A 19,960-nucleotide genomic window follows, 5' to 3' on the forward strand; every position below is an offset into this window, starting at 1 on the left:
CCTTCAAATTAGTCCGATTCAACTACGAAACCTCTTCGACAGCATTACCCGCACACCCGCGACATCCACCAACCAACACGCAAAACCTCCGGCAAACGTTCCAGCCATCAATCCACCCACCGCCCCAGACCAAACCCCGTCAAAGGCGTTTGCGCCCGCCCATGCAAACCCACCGGCAAAGGCACCAACCACCACCGCTCTCCAAAGCATCGGGGTTACACTAGGCATACTGAAAATACGGCACCCAATCACAGCACCGGTGACCAATGCCGTAACAAAGGCCGCGAGTGTAGCCCATGCCGCCCCCAAAATACCAAATGACGGTATGAGCAACAGGTTCAGCCCCACATTAACCACTGCCGCAATGCCCCCTGTTAATACCAACCAATGACTGGCCACTCCCAACTGAAACGCCAGATCAAAATGAAACGCTTTGATGCCGGCAATCGCACCCGCCAAGGCCACCCACGGGAAAATCATCATCGCAGCACTGCGGAACTCTTCGCCGATCACAATCTCAACCACTTGCGGCCCAAGTGCTATCAGGCCAAGACAACCCGCAACCGCCGCTACAAAGATCAATTGCCCATTCTGTTTTAACTGCCCCATCGCGGCTGACTCGCCCCCCCTTTCCAGCGCGTTGACCGCCAATGGGTAGGCTGCCGTATTGATGATAGTCAGCACCAACATCAAGGTTTGGAACACCAGGTCGTAGCCTGCTGCGTATTCACCAACTGCCTGCTCATCCATTATCCAGGCAATGATCAACCGGTCTGAGCCCGAAACCACCCACGACAAAGCAAATGTAATGGTAAGCGGCAAGCCGTATCTCAACTGACTATACAGAACATCTCTGGCGGGCAACCGCAGGGAAAGCCCACGCCAGGCATTAACAGCAAACAAAAGGAGCGCGACAACATGGGCAAGAATAAGGCCTACAATCGGCGCTGATGAGCCCCAACCAATCCAGGCCAAGGCACCCCCCACCAGAATAGACACCAGCGCTTTTGTACCTGATAGCCGACCATACCACCCGGGCTTAACACTGGCCTGTGCAAGCGACAGGCTCAGCTCGAACCACGCCTGCGTCAGCAACAGCATGACCGCCAACAACAACAACTGCCGCCAGATGGGATCTGGCCAGAGTAACGCAAGAACCAGCCCAGCCCCGGTAATCGGTACTGCAACACAGAAAAATAGCGCCAGTATTCCCCCAAGAAACTGATCTGGAGAATGCCGGTTAACCTGATAGAAACGCCCGAGAACCAGCCTTAACCACTGGAACAAAATAACATTGGCTAAACCAACACCAACAACAACAAGCGCGTACCGCCCAAACTCCTCTGGCGCCAACAGGCGTGTAAACACCGCAAGGGCAGCGAAATTGACCAGTCCCGGGAGCCCACGGGCGGTGAAATAGTAAAGTGTATGACGAAGCAGCATAAAACCAGGCGCCCTAAACAAAAAAAGCGCCTTTATTAAGACGCTTTACATGGGGAATACAACTTATCAAGCGGGACTATACCAGAAGTAATTAGTGACAAACGATGCCTCAATGATGACCCACCCGCTTCCGAACCACCACCACCAACCGCCAAACATGATTCAAAGACCAATCATACATAGCAAACAAGCCCACAAACCCTGCAAACATTACCCACTCCGGCACCCCGAACCACTCGCCCAGCAACCCTACCCCGGCGAACAGCAACGCAACCGCCGTAATCATCAAGAGTGCTTCCCGGTCAGAGAAGCCTGCCCGCATGAAAATGTGATGCAGGTGGTCCCGGTCTGGCTTCATCACAGACTGGCCCTTGCGGGCGCGGCGCACCATAATCGCCACCATGTCCATCAGCGGAATGGCGATAATCCACAGCGCCGTCACCGGGCGCATGGCCATGTCGCCAGGCTGGGTGGCGTTCACCAACAACCACACCACTGCAAACCCGATAAACATCGAGCCCGCATCGCCCATGAAGATCCGGCGGCGGAACGGAGGAATGCGCAGGTTAGCCATCATATATGGCACCAGCGCAAACGTAATGCCCAGTGCCAACGTCAGCTCAGCGCCAAAGCCCGACCGCGCGGCGAACAACACAGACAGCGACACCAGCGCCACCTGAGACAAACTCCCCGCCAGGCCATCAATGCCATCCACCATATTAAAGGCGTTAGTCGCGGCAATGACTGCGGCGATCGTCACAAATGGGCCCAGTACCCCAAGTTCTATCGACCCCAAACCCAGCACATTGCCGAATGAACTCAGAGAAATGCCAGAGCCGAACGTCAACACCGCCCCCAACAACACCTGAACGCCCAACCGAAACTTGGCGGACAAGTCGTGGGCATCATCTATCGCACCCATAATCACCAACAACGCGGCACAGGCTAAAAACAACCCATGGGCACTGCCCATCGGCATCCACACCATCCAGGCCAAAGACAAACCCAGAAACGCACTTAGACCACCAACCAGAGGAACTGCGCCTTTATGGTGCTTTCGATGATCAGGGGTGTCCAGCAGTCGCAGCCAACCGGCTATCGGCCGCAAAATACAGAGGGATATAAAAGCAAAGAATCCGGCCATCAAGCCGATCGAACTAGCCGCTTCCATAAGGAGGTCTCAAATAGGTGTGGCGGTACCGTCAAGTAACTACTTCACGATAGCAATGGTGAACAGTTAACATTTTAGAAATTAATGCCGAAGTGTAACAATGCAGGTGCAGGCAGGGTTACCGACGTTTTGGGATTTGACTTTATTTAACCTGCCACCTTTCAAATGAGGGCTACTACAGATTTATTTGATAACGACTCTAGCCTGCTTGTCAAAAGCTTCCTTTTAAGGATCGGTGTTTTTCAAGGTAGTTGGCACTGTTTTTCCGTCTAAGCTGCGTCTTTTTCCACCATCGATTTTTCCGGGTTCAGCGTCGTAGGCCCTACCGGTTCGCAGTTCCTGACCGGACGTGTTCCCCAGCGGCCAGGAGTTCGTTCTCTGGCCTGTTCCAGCACCCGCTGACGTTGTGCCAGGATCGCCACATCCTTACCTTCATGTCGCTCTTCCGGTGTCACGAACCTCAGCTTGCTGTGCTTGTGTTCGGTGTTGTACCAGTTCACGAAGCCATCCACCCAGCGCCGGGCATCCTCCAGGCTCTTAAAGCCCGATGAGGGCCATTCGGGCCGGTATTTCAGGGTCTTGAACAGCGACTCAGCAAACGCATTGTCATTACTAACCCGGGGCCGACTGTAGGAAGGCAGGACGCCCAGCTCTTCGAGCTTAGCCTTCATGGTCTGAGCCTTCATCGGTGCACCATTATCAGAGTGCAGCACCAGAGGTCGGTGGAGACATTTCTCCCGCAGCAGGCAGCGCTGCAATAGTTCGGCGGCATAGTCGCCGCTTTCAGCTTCGTAGACCTCGTACCCTACGATCTTCCGGCTGTATACGTCTTCAAACATATACAGGTAGTAGAAGTGTCCGCGAACGGTGGAGGCACAATAGGTAATGTCCCAACACCAGAGTTCACACGGGCCCTGGGCATGATGCGTTGTTGCTTCTCTTGAGCGCCGGGGAGCCAGACTCTGACCTCGATGGCTCAACTGGTTATGGACTTTCAGGATCCGGTAAAACGACGACTCAGAGGCCAGGTATAACCCCTCGTCCATCAGAGACGGCACGATCTGGGGTGGTGGCAAGCTCTGGTAACGAGCCGAGTTGCAGGTCGACAGAATCCTCTGTTTTTCCTCTTCACTGAGCTTGTTTGCAGGTTCTGGACGAACCGCCTCCGGGCGTTTATCCACCTGCACCGAACCTTCACGGAACCAGCGACGATAGGTGCGCAGGCCAATGCCTGCTTCATCACAGGCCCGGAACAACCGGGCTCCAGCGCCTTTGGCTTCCTGGATCAAATCAATCATTACCCTGCGCTCAGGGACCGGGGGCAATCGTCCCCGTTGTCGTCCTCCCAGAGCGCATCCAGCTTTTTTCGCAGTACCAGTAGCGCGGCCGTTTCAGCCAACGCCTTTTCCTTATGCCGCAGCTCCCGCTCCAGTTTCTTGATCTGTTTCTGGTCGGCCTGACTTTTCTTGCGCAGTTGTTTTTCTCGCTCGGCACTGCGCTGAAAGCCTTGCAGGGACTCTTCTTTCCAACGACGTATCTGCTCCGGGTAAAGACCTTTTTCCCGGCAATACTGGCTGAGTTCTTCTTCCGACAGCGTGGCTGTCTCGATCACAGTGGCAAGCTTGGCTTCTGCTGACCACTGCTCTGATCTGGCTTTGGATCCGGGCACAGGACGACCTTCTTCTCTGGCTTGTGTACGCCAATTATAAAGGGTCTGATCCGAAATGCCTTCAGCTCTGGCCAAAGCCGCAACCGTCATGCTGTGGGGCGGGGACAACTTCGCCAGAACGGCCGCTTTACGTTCATCCGAGTAACGAGGCACTATCAACACCTGAACCGCCCAACTGGTTAAAAATTAAGTAGTGCCAACTATCCTGCCAGAGGGGGGGATCAAGACTCGAAAATTATATATTTTTCTAACATAATTTAATCGAAAAATTAACAATGGGTAATTCCAGTGATGGTAGAAACACTATTTAAATAAGCATCAATAACCAAACGTTCATCAAATCGGCATTCAGCAAGTTCCCGGGATGATTTCCCCATCTCTTGTAAGTCGGAATCTGTAAGTGACAAAACTCGATCAAAGATCGAGAGCAGGCTATCAACTGATCCAGGTGTTACAAAAAATCCGTTCGCTCCTTCAGTAACAACGTTGCGGCAACCTGGCCGATCAGTGGTGATCAAAACCTTCCCGGAGGCAGCTCCCTCCAATAGGACTCGAGGAACACCTTCCGGGTAGTAACTCGGAAGAACAACGCAATCAATTTCCGGCATAATCGAGGCAATATCTTGAACCTGCCCCAAAAAACGAATGATGCCCTTATCAACATATTCATCAATTTCAGCATTTGATACAGCACGGGCTGAGTTATCAGGTACACCGGCCAGCCAGAATTCGACTGACCGGCCAGTAGTACGGTCGACTAATTCAGCTGCTTGGAGATACTCCAATACGCCTTTTTGGCGAATCAACCGACACGCAAGCAGAAAACGAAAAGGCCTCGACGGCCTCGGCAACGTGGGTTGAAATCGACTCAAGTCAACACCGGAACCAGGTAAGATTTCATATGATAAGGACTCTAGAACTCCTAGTTCATAAAAGGCATGTTGATCCTCTTCATTCTGAAAAAAGATCTTTTTAGCCGTTTTATACGAAAACCTCGACAAAAACTTATAAATAATGGCCTTCAGTCCAACCAACTGACTAGCGTTGCCGACACCTGAAACGTTAGGTACACAAGGAACACCAAGAATTTCACAACTCAGTAAAGAATATAGATTAGTTTTAGGATTGAATGAAAAAACAAAATCAGGCTCTAGCTGCTTGAGTCTAAAATAAATCTCAAACAGAGAACGAAGTTCCGAAAAAATACTAGTGCCGACATTATCCAATTCAAACGTCTGAATAGCTACCGTAACGTCACTCAGTAGATCTTCGCCCGAATGACGAGGGCAAAGCACCGAAACATCATGGCCTCGAAAAACAAATTCCTCCAATGTCGATCTTCGGAAATTATTTAAGTACCAACCAGTATTAGCAATAAATACTATTTTAATAACCAGTCTCCGACAAAACTCTCAGTGAAAATTAAGAACCAGAACCATAAATCACATGCACCATAGTGCGTATAAAAATCTAGCTTTCAATAGCGACTTTACGAGTGGAAAAAAAAGCTGGAATCAAAACCAATACAAATATTAGCGACGAGTATATATAGTGACCCTTAAATTCTGCCAGGAATGCCAACGGTATTGAAACGAGTAAGTAATTTTCATGAACAGCACGAGTCCTATTCGAAGAAAAAGTGCGGACCAGAATCGATATAATCGGAAGGTAATAAAGAAAAAATCCAAACACCCCATAGATGAAAATAACTTGAAAGATTCCAGAGTCTGTCTGATGGGACCCCATTGCCATGGATCGAGGAGACCAATGCTCCATTCCATTACCAAAAAATATTTCGAAAGGCTGGTGAGGCAATGCAAAGGTTTTATATAATTGTGTCGTACTTTCGGAAGAAACGGACCCATGCTCTAAATAGTTAAAAACAAACTCAAACGTCCTGATAATAGTAATATCAAATATATCAGCATCCAAGCGCTGATATAAAAAGATCAGAAAAACACTTGACACAGACATCACGAAAAAACTAGAAAATCGTATTTTAGAAAAAATAGCAGGCAAAAGTATTGTAGAAAAAACCAAAAACGAAAGAGCAAAAATAAGCATTCCAGTTCGACCCGTAATAATCGTGGCCGTAGATGACAGAAAGAATAACGGGAACCCTATAAATTTATTAATCTTCCCTATAATCGAAAAGTAAAAAGAGAACATAGCAATGAATCCACAGGAGACACCTGCCGCAGAATAGCCTGGGAATAGCCCTCTTGCTCGATACTCCACTGTGCGTGCCGTGGGATATAACCAATCCTGAATATATCGTATTAAACTTTTAGCACTAAAAAAGTCAAAATACTCAAAATACAAAATCAAAACAGATAAAGCAAGACATACAGTAAGATATTTAAATAGATTTTTTTCGCCCAATTCACAAATAACCAACGGCACAAAAACTATTAAAAAAGCAAATTTTAAAAACCTAAGAAGCCCAAATAAATCACCAAACATGAGAAAAGAAACGGCCGAAAAGATGAAGAGGGGAGGAATGACCCAACATGATTGAGAAAACATCCTGTTCCTAGGAATACTTCTTTTAACGCCAAAAAATAAAACTGCCAAAATAAAGGTGACAATGAAAAACACATCAAAAACACCTATTCTCGGCACCAGCACTAGAGACACAAAGAATGCGATACTAGAAATTACTTTCATTTAACAATTCCGTTAACCTACGTACCGTTGACTCTTTGGAAAATCTAGAAAGTAAGCCTTCAACACTCTTTGGATTTGGCTGCGTCAAGTCGAGGTAAGAATCTAGAACGCAATCAGCGCTATATTTCTCGAAAAAATTTGCTTCACTTCCAGCAATTTCATGAAATATAGGTTGATTAGGACAAACGACTGCACAGCCAGACCTTAATGCTTCTACAACAGTTAACCCAAAAGACTCTACTCGTGAGGTACAAACATAAACCCGAGAATCGGCGAAATACTCCAATGTGTTTCGCACTTCTCCCAAAAACAAAAAATTACCTTTAAATTTATCGCTAACGAATTCTCTATATCGTTCTGTTCCAGCACCGATCACACAAACTTTAGTTCTATTCTGTATAGCACATAACTTAATACAAAACTCCATAAATAGGTCAACATTTTTATTTGGATGAGCCCTACCTACAAACAAAACATCAAATCGTTTTGATTGGCTAACTTCTACCTCTTTTTCTAACTTCAAATAATTGTAAATAACTACGGCATTAGTGGCCGAAAAACCAAACTTAATATGATCGGACTTACAAGTATTACTTACATACACCACTTCATCTGGAATAAGTCGGCTTAACAAGGCACAAAAGAAAAAAGCAAGTAATGTACTTAGTGAGTCTGTTGCCAAATCCAATTTACCATGATGTATAGTCCACACCACTTTCTTTCTGACACCAAACTTAAATAACGTGAAAATAGAAGCATGATACATCCACGAAACTATTACATTATTTTTATTTCGAATAATTTTAACTAAGTTGTAAAAATTCTTAACTCCCGCCCCCCTTATGGCATCTACTCCGAGCTCAGACAACTTACTATTATAAAAATTTTTCTTGATGAGGAAGACCACTAGCGTTCTTGATCTAACATGCTCGCTCTGTAGACTTAAAAAATCAATGAGTGCTTTTTGCGCTCCACCGCTTTCAAGAGACGTAATAATATGAACATACTTATATCTATTCATTTAGCACAACTTCTCTTAGATGATCAAAGTATTCCTTTAGATCCAGCTCAACTCCCATTGGCACAGTAATGAGGTTTTCAACTTTCGTTGTACAATCAAAAAGCAAATCAGCACGTCCTATTTCTGAAAAAAAACCCTCGACTTTCTTATCCCAATTAAAACATCGAGAACTAATATTATTACCTAAAGCAATAATTGCCGAGTGAAGCCGCGTTCCAATGACGCAATCAACGCTAGAATAGAGGGAGCGAAGCTCTTTTACAGATAAGGGGGTAAAAACGTCAACTTTTATGTGACGAATTTTTGCTAGTAGATTGGCAACGATGTCGATGTCCGACTGCCCACCGGTAACCACAACACCTTTTAGCAACCTCCTAGCAGCCAGCTCTGAGATCAATTCAGTTAAATATGAAATATATTCTGAATATGCAATAGAATCAGAGAAGTAGCCATGTGGCTGAGGCCCCATAACATTGACCAGGAAAGCCGGACGATTGCGCTGCGAAGAGAAGGTCGAATTGATACGGCTACCACTTTGGACTAGAGCGAAGTCCGGGATAAAGCGGGCATCCAGACCATATTTCTCCTCAACAACTTTGATGGAAACATGATCTCTGAAATATATAAATCTAGCTCTTTTTAAACAAAACTTAAATATAGCATTTACAAACAACGACCTCTCTCTACGGGTAGAAATGCCACAGAACCCATATGTCGTTCTCGTAAACAAACAAATCATACAAATCATCAAAAGTGATATTGGGAATGACCACGAATTATTTATTAAAAGGGATCCTCCACCAATGATAACTTTGTCCGATTGTTTAATCTTAGATTTGACACCACTGTAACGCCTAACGTTATAGGCTAAAATTCTAAAGAAATTTAGTGCACCATACAGGAGCCTATTACTCTTAATCAATGTTAGGATCTTTCGTTTACCTTCAGCATCCGTTGGCGCGCCGTTTCGGCGTTCGACCCCAAGACTGATACGATCAATTTCCGCGCCGTCTAGCAATGCAAGCAATCCTTCGTGAATTGCCTGGTCTCCCAGATTGCCGTTGGCGCCCTCATTTACAATTAATATTTTCACTTAAAGCGACCAAAAAAAATATTCAAAGAAAATCAAAGGCTCTGCACTCTTAATTTGATATTTTTTACAAATAACAGTGAAAGGTTTCTAATGAGGACCAAGGGGAAAACATAATATTTATGAAATCTACCTGGTGCAACTCTATATGCGTAATGAGCCACATGATTGTAGTATCTGAATGTTGAATAGAACTGAGAACTGAACATCGAATTCGTAATATTTTCTTGGTGACGCCTATACCATGAGTTTACACCATAATTAATTTTCACTTTCCCAACTCTAGCGAGTCTTATCCAGGTTAACCATTCACCATGGTTTTTATAGTCCGTACAGAAACCACCTACACTCTTCAATGTATCTGTATTAAGCAAGATCCCTGTAGAAACAACATAGTTCCAATACATCAATCTGAAATATTTCAATTCCATATTTTTTCTGAATCTTGAAATTTTCTTTCCCCTAACTAATGCGTTTGATGGCTCTAGGCCACGAATATATTTAGCATCACAGAACACCATGGAAGGTCCAGCTGATTCTTCAACGTCCATATTCTTTAGAAAGTAGTGAAACGACTCAACATGCCTCTTTTCAACGACATCATCCTGTCCTAGGATGAAAAAATACTTTGAGTCCACATACTTTAGCGCGTGATTTAAGGAACGCATCAAACCCTGGTTTTTATGGTTCCTTACATATTCAATTCTAGAGTCGTTTACTTGATCCAATAGAGCTTTGAGCTGCCTAGTCTGAACAGCTTCAGAACAATCATCAATGACGAGTATTTTTACATTCGCGTAGGTTTGATCAACTAAAGAGCGAATATTATACTCAAAGTATTTCATCCCATTATAGAATGGCACCACGATCCAAAAATGCGCGTCGCTCACAGATATTCCTTTTCAATAAAATATAAAAACTTATAGCAGCGCTTCCCAGAATCGATACTGCGAAAACCACCGCAACTGAACTGGAACCCATAGGAGCCGCATAGTAGGTAGCAACGAGATTTGCTAAAGCGAATGGGCCCACAATTTTTGGAACTAGTTTCTGTAAATCTAATGCTTGAAACGTTGCAAAGGCAATAAAGTTTATTGATGAGCCCCAGATACAGTAAGAAATTGCTCTGAGTGTACTTTCGGCGCCATCATATTCACTACCGAATATCAGACCGATAACAAATGACGAGTTGAATTGTAGAAACAGAAAAATCGGGAGGTATAGAATGCTGAGCGCAAGTATCAGAAAAATTGCACCTGACATTACATTTTTCCCATGTTTTTCTTTCAAGTAAATTTTTCTTTGGTACTGAAGAAAAACTGGGGAGACGATGGCGAGACCAAGAATAAAAATAGATATTATCTTATATGACGAAACATAATAAGCAATTTCCACTGAGCTTCCATTAAAATACTTCAAAAATAGAACTGGTACATAGTCATATAGCATTGTAAATACTGTCGCTATGAAATATGGCGAGCCGTCCCTGCAGTAGTTTGATATTGAAACATCTCCAAAACCTTCTTTCAGATTGATCAATGCAGCGAAGGCTATTAGTGAGAAAAACAGAGTAATAATAAAATAAAGAATAATAGCGTGCTCTATTTTTATTTCGTATTTAAATATCACAAAGGTTACCGAAAGTCTCAAAACTGAAGACCCGATCAAAAAAAATGAATAGGCGGACAACCTATTTAAGGATCTTAAGTAGGATGTAAAAATACGATCTTTGACAACTTTCAACAGCCCCGCTTCAAAAAGAATCATAAATACATACAGGCCACTAAAGCTCTGATCACTTTTTGTTAGAATTATTAAATATATAGCTATAGATAGAAATGAGAAAACAACAAGTCTAGATTGTAAGTTAGCCCCTGTTCCCAATTGCAGGTGCTTATTTATATAGGTCGCATTCCCAAATAGAGCTATATTACATATAGCCGACGATAAAAAAACGAGGTAAAAATATTCACCAATTGCCTCTGGATTAAATGCGCGCACAAAGACAATAGATGAAACCATCAAAAAAACGTTATAAATAATCCCAACTAATGAATATGCTACCAATAGTCGGTTCGTCATATTTTTTTCAACACTCTCGCCGGATTCCCTGCGGCAATTACATTGCTGGGTATTGACTTCGTCACTACACTTCCCGCACCTATTATGCTATTTTCACCGATTTTAACACCTTTTAATAAAATCACGTTATCGCCTAGAAAAACGTTATCCCCCATTTTAACCGGGCTTGATATTGCTCTCGCTGTTGAACGAGAGATATCTAATGAATGGAAATCTGAATCGTAGATCCTTACATTATTGCCTATTAAACAACGCTTTCCGATCGTTATTTCGGAAGTGGCGATAAATGCAACATTATTCCCGATGCAAGTACCCTGCCCTATAGATATCTTAGCTAGTTTACCTCTTGTTTCGATGTATGACGGCGAAAAAAAGTCGATAGAAGAAGGATTTCCGATCTTCACGTCTGCCTCAATATTAACATTCTCCCATCTCGACCTAATAAGAATGGGTTGCCTCGAAACAGTCAAGTATTTTTTTATTCCAACCCCATCGGATAAGAAATAGAAAGGAAGGAATAAGATATTTAGTACCACCCGCTTAATCATTCATGTTCCAACTATTTTAATTCCGAGATATTGATAAAATTGAATACCATCCGAGTACGTTCACTTTACAATTTCACCGCGTACCGCCGGTTTGATATAGGCCTAGTGCGATTCATTCGCAGGCGCGGACCATTACTCAATCAGGGGTTACAGATTGTAGTCACTAATCTTAGTTGTCGAATGCTCTTGGCATAGCCACAATGTTATCTTTTGCGATAACCTAAGGGTATTTAATGTACAATGACACTACATGGCTATGCAGTAGTTGCTTTTTTGCTTTCCTGGGTAGCTGTACTAGCTAGCTCCTCAGAGACAGCACTTTTCCCACATTAGCGATTGATCTAGTTCGTTTGGCAATGATGGTATTAAAGCAGGTTTTCCAAGATTAATTATGGGCTTATTTGATTTATCGGAAAGAGTTTACCGCTTGAATTACCGCCTCGACATCACTCTTAATCAAGGTTGGCCCTATGGGAAGGCTCAATATTTGCTCGTGTATTAGCTCACTAATTGGGTAACTCTGAACACACCACTCGTGATACGCCTCCTGTTTATGCGGTGGTATCGGGTAATGAATCAGCGTTTTAATCCCTTTCCGCTCTAGATGTTTTCGTAACATTTCACGGTGTTGACAGCGAACGACAAACAGGTGCCACACATGCGTACTTAGAATCTTTTGACGAGTATTGCTCTGCAAGGGAAGGCATATTTCTGTATTTGAAATTCCGTTTAAATAAGCATCTGCCACACTGCGACGGTGTGCTATTTCGTCTTCCAAGTACCTTAGTTTTACCCTCAGCATAGCTGCTTGAATTTCATCCAGGCGACTGTTTATCCCTTGATACAAATTTTGATACTTCTCATGACTACCGTAGTTTGCTAATGCCCTAATAGTTTTCGCTAGTTCTTGATCGTCGGTAGTAACAGCTCCTGCGTCCCCTAACGCGCCGAGGTTTTTACCTGGATAAAAACTGAAACCGGCAGCGTGTCCCCAGCTACCGGCTTTTCGGCTGTCTATGGAAGCTCCGTGCGCCTGAGCAGAATCTTCCAGTACTAGCAGGCCGTGCTCTTCTGCCAATCGCATCAATTCCGGCATGGGGGATATCTGGCCATAGAGATGCACAGCAACAATGGCTTTAGTTCTAGGAGTAATAGCCGAAGCCGCTTTTTCGCTGCACAAATTGAATGACACTTCGTCCGGCTCTACCAATACAGGCTTCAACCGGTTTTCTGTTATCGCCAGTATGCTCGCGATATACGTGTTCGCTGGAACGATCACTTCATCGCCCTCGTTAAGCATACCCATCTCTTTCCAGGCCCTAAGGGTTAGGATAAGCGCATCGAGGCCGTTCGCTACGCCAATACAGTGCTTACTGCCGCAGTATTCGGCGAACTCTTCTTCAAAGGCCCTAACTTCGGTGCCCTGAATGTACCACCCGGAGTCTATGACGCGAGTGGCTGCGTCTGCTAGCTCGTCCCGGTATTGGGCGTTAATTGCCTTTAAATCTAGAAAGGGAACCATTATTCAATATACCTAATGACTTTCGCTGGATTACCTGCTATCACCGCTTTTGCTGGGACATTTTTTGTCACCACAGCTCCTGCACCAATCATCGCGCTCTCTCCAATTTGAATACCTGGAAGAAGGGTTGCATTGGCTCCAATGCTTGCGTTGCGCTTGATGGTCACGCCCAAGAAACGTTTAGGGTATTCTTTGGACCGTGGGTATGGATCGTTCGTTAATGTTACATTCGGGCCAATGAATACATCATCTTCTACTCTTGTGCCATCCCACAATTGGACACCGGATTTTATTGTCACTCTGTCGCCAACCACTACATCGCCCTCAATTAACGTTTGAGCGCATATATTGCAACCTTGACCGATGGTGGCGCCTTTGAGTATGACAACAAACTGCCAGACTTTGGTACCTTCACCTATGGAACATTCGGCTACGTCTGCCAGCGGGTGGATATAGTTCATTGGTTTACCTGCTTCAGGAACTCTTCGTAATCTCGTATGTAATCAGATTCGTCGTAGTGTTCACTTGCAAGAACGAGGAGAACACAGTCTGGGCTAAAGTTGTGCATTTCATGCCAGACCATTGGTTCAATCAAGATGCCTTTTGTAGGTGAGTTCATCACTACTTCTACTTTTGTATTGCCATCATTCAGTAGCATCGTGCATTTTCCTGCAACACAAACTGCCAATTGCTGCAGAACTTTGTGGGCGTGGAACCCACGTGCGACATTTGATTCGCTTCCGTAAATGTAATACACACGCTGGATAGGGAAAGGCGTATTGTTATTTGCTTCAATAGCAACGAGGCTTCCTCGATCATCACCCAATCTTCTGAAATCAAACATTTTGACGAAAGTCATTGTGTCGCATCCCTTATCAGATCTGCAAGATATTCGCCATAACCGTTCTTTTTAAGTTGGTCTGCCTGTGTTTTCATTTGTTCAGCTGTTAACCATTTCTGGTTGAAGGCAATTTCTTCAAGGCAGGCAATTTTGTAACCCTGCCGTTTTTCGATTGTTTCCACAAATTGAGCAGCTTCCAGCAGGCTTTCGTGGGTACCAGTATCCAGCCAAGCGAACCCCCGCCCCAACAATTCCACGCTAAGCTTACTTTGTTCCAGATAGGCGCGGTTTACGCAGGTAATTTCGAGTTCACCCCGATGGCTAGGCTCTATTTTTTTTGCAATATCCACAACACAGTTGTCGTAGAAGTAGAGGCCGGTTACTGCGTAATAGGATTTCGGGTTTTCCGGCTTTTCTTCAATGGACACGGCTTTGAAACTTTCATCAAACTCCACAACCCCGAAACGTTCGGGGTCTTTAACCTGATAGCCGAAGATGGTAGCCCCGCCCTGCTCTTCTGTCTTTCGCACCGCTTCGCGCAGTTTTGGGGTAAAGCCTTGACCGTAGAATATGTTGTCACCCAGTACTAGGCACACGCTGTCATTTCCGATGAAATCTTCACCAATGATAAAGGCCTGCGCAAGGCCATCTGGGCTCGGCTGTACTTCGTACCTGAGACTAATGCCAAACTGTTCGCCGTTACCTAAAGCGCGCTTGAAGCCAGCCTGATCTTCAGGAGTGGTGATGACGAGAATGTCTCGGATGCCCGCCAACATGAGTACCGACAGCGGGTAGTAGATCATGGGTTTGTCGTACACTGGCAGAAGTTGTTTGGAGGTGCCGAGTGTTATGGGGTAGAGGCGGGTGCCGGAGCCGCCTGCCAGGATTATGCCTTTCACTTGCTCTCCTTGGGTAGTGTAGGGTCTGTCTGCGTTGGGACAGCCCCCGTCGATGCTTTGGAGCCTGAGTCAAAAAATACTTAGCTGGTTACGCCCAGGCGTTCTCTTTGGTAACTGCCATCTTGTACTCGTTGGCACCAGTCGAGATTGTTGAGGTACCACTGGACGGTTTTGCGGATGCCGGTTTCGAAGATTTCTTCCGGAGCCCAGCCGAGTTCTTTCTGGATTTTGCTTGCGTCTATGGCGTAGCGCATGTCGTGGCCGGGGCGGTCTTTTACGTTACTGATTAGGTCCCGATAGCTCCGTTCCTGCGGGCGGAGTTCCTGGAGGATGTCGCAGATGGTGTGCACAACTTCGAGGTTCTGTTTTTCGTTGTGGCCGCCGATGTTGTAGGTTTCGCCGGACTTGCCTTTGGTAACGACTTTATAAAGTGCGCGGGCGTGGTCTTCTACATACAGCCAGTCGCGGATTTGGTCGCCTTTGCCATATACGGGGAGCGGCTTGCCGTCCAAGGCGTTTAGGATCATTAACGGGATGAGCTTTTCCGGGAAGTGGTATGGGCCGTAATTGTTGCTGCAGTTGGTTACCATTACTGGCAGGCCGTAGGTACGCTGCCAGGCGCGTACCAAGTGGTCTGAGCTGGCTTTGCTGGCCGAGTATGGGCTGCTTGGGGCGTAGGCCGTTTGTTCGGTAAACAGGTGCTCTTCCGCATGGGCTGTTTCGATTGGGTGCGGGAGGTCGCCGTAGACTTCGTCTGTGCTGATGTGGTGGAAGCGGAAGTTGGCTTTCTTTTCGGCTTCCAGCGCCTGCCAGTATTGGCGCGTGGCTTCCAGCAGGGTGTAAGTGCCTACGATGTTGGTTTCGATGAAGTCTGCCGGGCCGTCTATGGAGCGGTCTACGTGACTTTCTGCGGCCAGGTGCATGATGGCGTCTGGCTGGTGTTGGGCCAGTACGCGGTCTACTTCGGCGCGGTTGCAGATGTCTACTTGTTCGAAGGTGTAGCGGGAGTTATCGCTGACTTCCGCCAGGCTGTCGAGGTTGCCGGCGTAGGTTAGTTTGTCTAGGTTGACCACTTCATCGTTGGTGTTGGTGATGATGTGGCGGATTACGGCGGAGCCTATGAAGCCGGCGCCGCCGGTGACTAGGAGTTTCATTTTGGTGCTGTACTCGGCTTTTGAGATCGTCGCCTGCAGAAGGGTGGGGTCTGACCCTTAGGTCAGACCCCTTTGCAGACTGCTTGGCTTGGAGTTTTTGCTGGTGATTGCCGCTGGCTTTGGATGGGGTCTGACCCCGTTCGGGGTCAGACCCCTTTTGTAGCCTGCTCAGGTTCTACTTTGCCGGAGCGGATGAAGGCTATGAGGAATACGGTGAAAATACCTAGCATTCCTCCGAGCATGGTGGCGACTATGGCTATCAGGGCGCGTTTAGGTTCGCTTTTCTCTTGGGGCGCTACGGCTGGGTCTACGGTTTTGAATACGTATTCACGCTGGGCATTAGCCAGCATTACCGTTCGGGTTTCTTGCTCAATCAGCTGATAGAATACTTGCTGCATGCCGGCAATGTTAGTTTGGCGCAGTTTGTCTTCTAGGTAGGCGATGCTGGCTTCGGCTTCTTGTACATCCTGGGTGCGCATGTGTTCGTTGATGTCTTGCACCAGTTTTTCTACCCAGTCTCTCGCGGCTACCGGGGAGAGGCTTTTGATGCTTACGGTGACCATGCCGGTGTCTTTGTTGTCGCTTACGCCTAACAGGCCACGGAATTCCTTTACCAGATCCCAGTCTGTGGGCTTTAGACTTTCGCCATCTTCATCAATTTGCCACTCGCCGTTTTCCGGGTTGTAAACATCTTGGTCTAGTATCCAGCGCTCGCTGGTCATATTCCAGGCTTTGGCGGCCATGAGGGGGACCGCTAGGTCATGACGGCGTATGAAATCTGTCAGGAAGGCTCGGGATTTCAGGGTTTCTTTGGCCAGTACGGTTTTGTTGGCACCGCCTCCGCCGCCCAAGTTAACGCCGGCTAAGCTGGCCAGGCCACTGAGCTGGCCGCTGATTCGGCTGCCGCCTTCGTTTTGGGCTGGGGCTAGCAGGGCGCTGGCTTGGTAGATGTTGGGCTGGTTTAGGGCGTAGAAGACGCCTGCGGCGGCGAAGACGATCGTAAATAGGATGATGATCCATTTGCCTCGCCATAGGGTGGCGAAGAGTTCTCTTAGGTCTATTTCGTCGTCTGGGTAATGTGTTGTGGTTGGTTCGGCCACGGATATTGTTCCTTGGTTTAGCTTGGGTGCCTGGTGGGTCTGACCGCGTAGGGTCAGACCCTGGCCGTTTGTTTGTTCGGCCGCGATTTTCGTGCCTTTGTCTGGTTTAGTGCCTGATGGGTCTGCCCCCTTTCGGGGTCAGACCCTGGCCGACCGAGGCTGGCCGGCGGCTCGCGTTCGGGTTATAGGCTGTTTACTGCTGCTGCGCCCAGGGCCATTTGGTAGATGATCTGGCTTACGTTGGTCCAGAGTTCCAGTTGGTTCAGGCGGTCTACGTCGATCGGCATGATGATGGTGTCGCCGGGTTCGAGTTGCTGGCTTCTTCCGCCGAACCAGCGGCTGCGCTGGGGTAGGGTTACGGAGCCGTCGGCTTTTACGACGTACACCCGGCTTTCATCTGCCTGGCGGGTGGGGCCACCGGAGCGTTCCAGGTAGTCATCCACGGTCAGGCCAGCCTGGTGCAGGTGGCTGGTGGGGAATTGTACTTCACCGAATACCGAGACGGCCTGGGGGATGATCGGTACGGTCAGGCGGTCGCCGTCTTGCAGGCGGATGGCCTGGTAATTCTCATTATCCAGAATTGCCGCGAGGTCGATGACCATTCTACCTAATGGTCGACTGCTCTGAACTTCTTCGAGTAAACCCTGAACCTGCTGCACACGCTCAGCATTCTGGCCGCCAAAGCCATCACCTTCCAGTTGTACGCCCAGGAGGTCGCCTTGCAGTCGCTCTTCGGCTTCACGCAGGCGTTGGGCCTCCAGTTCCCGGAGTTTGGCTCGGGTGAACACAGAGCCTGTCGGGAAGGCGTTGTTGGTGAGGCCGCCGGCGCGTTGCACTACGTCTTTGAGGGTTTCGCCATCGCGGAAGGTGTACTCGCCTGGATAGCGCACTTCGCCGGCCAGGGTGACGGTGCGGGTGGTGGCGAAGTCCGGGATGGATTTGATCAGGATGGTGTCGCGGCTTTGCAGGTTGAGGTCCGCATTGCCGGCCATGGCGTCGGCCAGGTTGATGTTGAGGATGTTGGTTTGGCCGATGCCGCTGTCATCGGTGGTGTAACGGGCCACTTCGGCCTGGTAGAGAGAAGCGGAATCTTTCAGGCCACCGGCTACAAAGACGGCATCGGCCAGGCTACGGGTAGCCGGCATGGGGTATTCGCCCGGGTAGCGCACGGGGCCGCTGATGCGGATGGTTTGTTGGGGGCTACCGGGTTGGGCCTGGGCTTTCAGGCGCTGGAGTACCGGGGCAAACAGGTTCTCGCGGGTGTAGTTGCCGCCCTGCTCTCCGCTTTGCACTTTGCCGGCGTCGGAGAAGATGAGAATTCTGTCTTTCTCTTCCAGAAGCAGATCATGCTCGCTGCCGGCATTCTGGATGGCGTCTCGAATGCGCAGATTCAGTACGGCGATGGTGTCGGTTTGTTGGTCTGTTCTTACGATGGCCGCGTAGCGCTTGTCTGCGGTGGGCATGAGGTCTGCGTCCAGGCTTTGCAGTATAGAGCTCACGCGCATACCCGGCATCCAGGCAAACTTGCCGGCGCGGGTGGCGGCGCCTTTGATTTCCACATACTGGCCGGTGATGTCTGAGATGGACGGAATGCGGATGCGGTCGCCGGCCTGAACGCGGGCGTTCTGGCCCTGCCGGCCGGTGTAGTCGGCCTCAGCGATGATGCGCAGGAAGTCTTCGTTGGTGCGTTCGATGTTGATGCGCTGGGGGTAGGCTTGCGTGGTCAGGCCGCCTGCCATACGAACGAGTTCCGCCAGGGTGTTGTCGCCTTTGAGCTCGTACAGGGCCGGACGGTAAACCTCACCTTCTATACCGGCGCGTTTGCCCACGGGCGGGATGAAGATGACATCGCCCGGTTGCAGGCGGTTGTCAGCGCTGCTGTCGCCTTTCTGGAGCAGGTCGTACAGGTCCAGGGTGCCGACGAGTTGGCCGTTGCGCTTGTGCTGTACATTACGCAAGGAGCCGTTTTGTTTGATGCCGCCGGAAACGTAGAGGGCGTTGGTGATGGTAGAAAGCGAGCTGACGCTGTAGGAGCCTGGGTTGCGGGCTTCACCCAAGACGAACACTCGCATGCTGCGCAGCTCACCCAGAGTGACGGCGGCATCTACCCCGATGTATTGCTCGGAGACCCGCTTGCGGATTTGCTGGCGGGCTTCATCAAAGCTCAGGCCGGCCACGGTAACTGGGCCGGAATCCGGGAAGCTGATGGTGCCGTCGCGGCTGACGGGCAGCTCCAGATTCTGGTTCTGGTTGCCCCACATTTGTACGCGCAGCACATCGCCGGGGCCCATTGTGTAATCGGAGGGCACGGGAATTTCGGTCACCGGCGCAAAGGTGGTCGGGCTGCCGGCGAAGAGGTCGTAGCCGTAGGGCTTGAGGCCGCCATTTTTGGCGGTTTGTTTGTCTTCCTGCTCTTTTTGTTCACGAGCCCGATCACGTTCTTCATCGGTAATGGTGGCTACTGGCTCTACCACGTTGACCTGTTCCGGGCGCTGGCTGGCGCGTTGGCTGCCGGTGATGTTGTTGAGGTCTACGCCGTATTGGCTGGCCAGGGCTTCTTGCTGGGCGCGGGGGAGCTGTTTGAATTGCTCCAGCTGGGCCGGGCTGATGGATTGGGCCTGGGTGGCTAGGGGGAACAGTAGAGCTAGGGAGATCAGGAGTTTTTGAGCATTCACGGGTTTGGGTCCGGGTTTTCTGGAATTTGGATTCATAAGGTAGCTGGTGCGTAGGGGTCTAACCCCAGGGGGTCAGAC

General features: G+C 48.2%; 17 protein-coding genes. All 17 read right to left on the reverse strand.

Translation table 11 applies throughout. The features are described from left to right. Positions 1-18 precede the first annotated feature (18 nt). Complete coding sequence (locus C7H08_RS10095; RefSeq protein ID WP_106671625.1) at positions 19-1,443, reverse strand: oligosaccharide flippase family protein; 1,425 nt, start codon at positions 1,441-1,443, stop codon at positions 19-21. 109 nt (positions 1,444-1,552) lie between these two features. Further along, on the reverse strand, positions 1,553-2,614 hold the full coding sequence (gene wecA / locus C7H08_RS10100) for a UDP-N-acetylglucosamine--undecaprenyl-phosphate N-acetylglucosaminephosphotransferase (protein ID WP_227663099.1): 1,062 nt from the start codon (positions 2,612-2,614) through the stop codon (positions 1,553-1,555). Between the two features lie 269 nt (positions 2,615-2,883). Beyond that, positions 2,884-4,436 (reverse strand): IS3 family transposase gene (locus tag C7H08_RS10105; protein ID WP_373284837.1). Its coding sequence is split into 2 segments (ribosomal slippage): positions 2,884-3,968 and positions 3,968-4,436, totalling 1,554 coding nucleotides; the frame shifts between segments, so codons are not numbered across the junction. A gap of 116 nt (positions 4,437-4,552) precedes the next feature. Then, positions 4,553-5,680, reverse strand: coding sequence for a glycosyltransferase family 4 protein (locus C7H08_RS10110; protein ID WP_308419943.1), 1,128 nt, complete (start codon positions 5,678-5,680; stop codon positions 4,553-4,555). A 73-nt stretch (positions 5,681-5,753) separates the two neighbouring features. Next, a complete protein-coding gene (locus C7H08_RS10115) occupies positions 5,754-6,950 on the reverse strand; it encodes a hypothetical protein (protein WP_106671629.1) in 1,197 nt (398 codons plus the stop codon). Next, positions 6,934-7,971: a glycosyltransferase gene (locus C7H08_RS10120; protein WP_106671630.1), complete on the reverse strand. Its 1,038-nt coding sequence runs from the start codon at positions 7,969-7,971 to the stop codon at positions 6,934-6,936. The genes C7H08_RS10115 and C7H08_RS10120 overlap by 17 nt, the downstream gene beginning before the upstream one ends. Continuing rightward, on the reverse strand, positions 7,964-9,064 hold the full coding sequence (locus C7H08_RS10125; RefSeq protein ID WP_106671631.1) for a polysaccharide pyruvyl transferase family protein: 1,101 nt from the start codon (positions 9,062-9,064) through the stop codon (positions 7,964-7,966). The genes C7H08_RS10120 and C7H08_RS10125 overlap by 8 nt, the downstream gene beginning before the upstream one ends. A gap of 32 nt (positions 9,065-9,096) precedes the next feature. After that, positions 9,097-9,951 carry a glycosyltransferase family A protein gene (locus tag C7H08_RS10130; RefSeq protein ID WP_106671632.1) on the reverse strand — a complete coding sequence of 285 codons (855 nt, stop codon included), beginning with the start codon at positions 9,949-9,951 and terminating at the stop codon, positions 9,097-9,099. After that, the gene (locus C7H08_RS10135; protein ID WP_106671633.1) at positions 9,911-11,143 is read right to left on the reverse strand and encodes an MATE family efflux transporter; all 1,233 of its coding nucleotides are present in this window, start codon (positions 11,141-11,143) and stop codon (positions 9,911-9,913) included. Before C7H08_RS10135 ends, C7H08_RS10130 begins: the two co-directional genes overlap by 41 nt. Further along, the gene (locus C7H08_RS10140) at positions 11,140-11,691 is read right to left on the reverse strand and encodes an acyltransferase (RefSeq protein ID WP_106671634.1); all 552 of its coding nucleotides are present in this window, start codon (positions 11,689-11,691) and stop codon (positions 11,140-11,142) included. Before C7H08_RS10140 ends, C7H08_RS10135 begins: the two co-directional genes overlap by 4 nt. Before the next feature lie 406 nt (positions 11,692-12,097). Next, a complete protein-coding gene (locus C7H08_RS10145) occupies positions 12,098-13,213 on the reverse strand; it encodes a DegT/DnrJ/EryC1/StrS family aminotransferase (RefSeq protein ID WP_106671635.1) in 1,116 nt (371 codons plus the stop codon). Then, positions 13,213-13,674 carry an acyltransferase gene (locus C7H08_RS10150; protein ID WP_106671636.1) on the reverse strand — a complete coding sequence of 154 codons (462 nt, stop codon included), beginning with the start codon at positions 13,672-13,674 and terminating at the stop codon, positions 13,213-13,215. Before C7H08_RS10150 ends, C7H08_RS10145 begins: the two co-directional genes overlap by 1 nt. Next, positions 13,671-14,072 carry a sugar 3,4-ketoisomerase gene (locus tag C7H08_RS10155; RefSeq protein ID WP_106671637.1) on the reverse strand — a complete coding sequence of 134 codons (402 nt, stop codon included), beginning with the start codon at positions 14,070-14,072 and terminating at the stop codon, positions 13,671-13,673. The genes C7H08_RS10150 and C7H08_RS10155 overlap by 4 nt, the downstream gene beginning before the upstream one ends. Further along, positions 14,069-14,953: a glucose-1-phosphate thymidylyltransferase RfbA gene (rfbA, locus tag C7H08_RS10160; RefSeq protein ID WP_106671638.1), complete on the reverse strand. Its 885-nt coding sequence runs from the start codon at positions 14,951-14,953 to the stop codon at positions 14,069-14,071. Before rfbA ends, C7H08_RS10155 begins: the two co-directional genes overlap by 4 nt. Positions 14,954-15,033: 80 nt before the next feature. Further along, positions 15,034-16,107, reverse strand: a complete 1,074-nt coding sequence (gene rfbB, locus C7H08_RS10165) for a dTDP-glucose 4,6-dehydratase (RefSeq protein ID WP_106671639.1) — start codon at positions 16,105-16,107, stop codon at positions 15,034-15,036. Positions 16,108-16,253: 146 nt separating this feature from the next. After that, the gene (locus C7H08_RS10170; RefSeq protein ID WP_106671640.1) at positions 16,254-17,207 is read right to left on the reverse strand and encodes a Wzz/FepE/Etk N-terminal domain-containing protein; all 954 of its coding nucleotides are present in this window, start codon (positions 17,205-17,207) and stop codon (positions 16,254-16,256) included. Between the two features lie 182 nt (positions 17,208-17,389). After that, positions 17,390-19,882, reverse strand: coding sequence for an SLBB domain-containing protein (locus C7H08_RS10175; RefSeq protein WP_106671641.1), 2,493 nt, complete (start codon positions 19,880-19,882; stop codon positions 17,390-17,392). Positions 19,883-19,960 lie beyond the last annotated feature (78 nt).

It is taken from the genome of Marinobacter halophilus (genome assembly GCF_003007685.1).
Taxonomy (GTDB): Bacteria; Pseudomonadota; Gammaproteobacteria; order Pseudomonadales; family Oleiphilaceae; genus Marinobacter; species Marinobacter halophilus.

What these genes read in the sequence shown, in the direction of transcription:
- C7H08_RS10095 (WP_106671625.1), bottom strand. Translation starts at nt 1,443, where the DNA reads ATGCTGCTTCGTCATACACTTTACTATTTCACCGCCCGTGGGCTCCCG.
- wecA (WP_227663099.1), bottom strand. Translation starts at nt 2,614, where the DNA reads ATGGAAGCGGCTAGTTCGATCGGCTTGATGGCCGGATTCTTTGCTTTT.
- C7H08_RS10115 (WP_106671629.1), bottom strand. Translation starts at nt 6,950, where the DNA reads ATGAAAGTAATTTCTAGTATCGCATTCTTTGTGTCTCTAGTGCTGGTG.
- C7H08_RS10120 (WP_106671630.1), bottom strand. Translation starts at nt 7,971, where the DNA reads ATGAATAGATATAAGTATGTTCATATTATTACGTCTCTTGAAAGCGGT.
- C7H08_RS10135 (WP_106671633.1), bottom strand. Translation starts at nt 11,143, where the DNA reads ATGACGAACCGACTATTGGTAGCATATTCATTAGTTGGGATTATTTAT.
- C7H08_RS10140 (WP_106671634.1), bottom strand. Translation starts at nt 11,691, where the DNA reads ATGATTAAGCGGGTGGTACTAAATATCTTATTCCTTCCTTTCTATTTC.
- C7H08_RS10145 (WP_106671635.1), bottom strand. Translation starts at nt 13,213, where the DNA reads ATGGTTCCCTTTCTAGATTTAAAGGCAATTAACGCCCAATACCGGGAC.
- C7H08_RS10150 (WP_106671636.1), bottom strand. Translation starts at nt 13,674, where the DNA reads ATGAACTATATCCACCCGCTGGCAGACGTAGCCGAATGTTCCATAGGT.
- C7H08_RS10155 (WP_106671637.1), bottom strand. Translation starts at nt 14,072, where the DNA reads ATGACTTTCGTCAAAATGTTTGATTTCAGAAGATTGGGTGATGATCGA.
- rfbB (WP_106671639.1), bottom strand. Translation starts at nt 16,107, where the DNA reads ATGAAACTCCTAGTCACCGGCGGCGCCGGCTTCATAGGCTCCGCCGTA.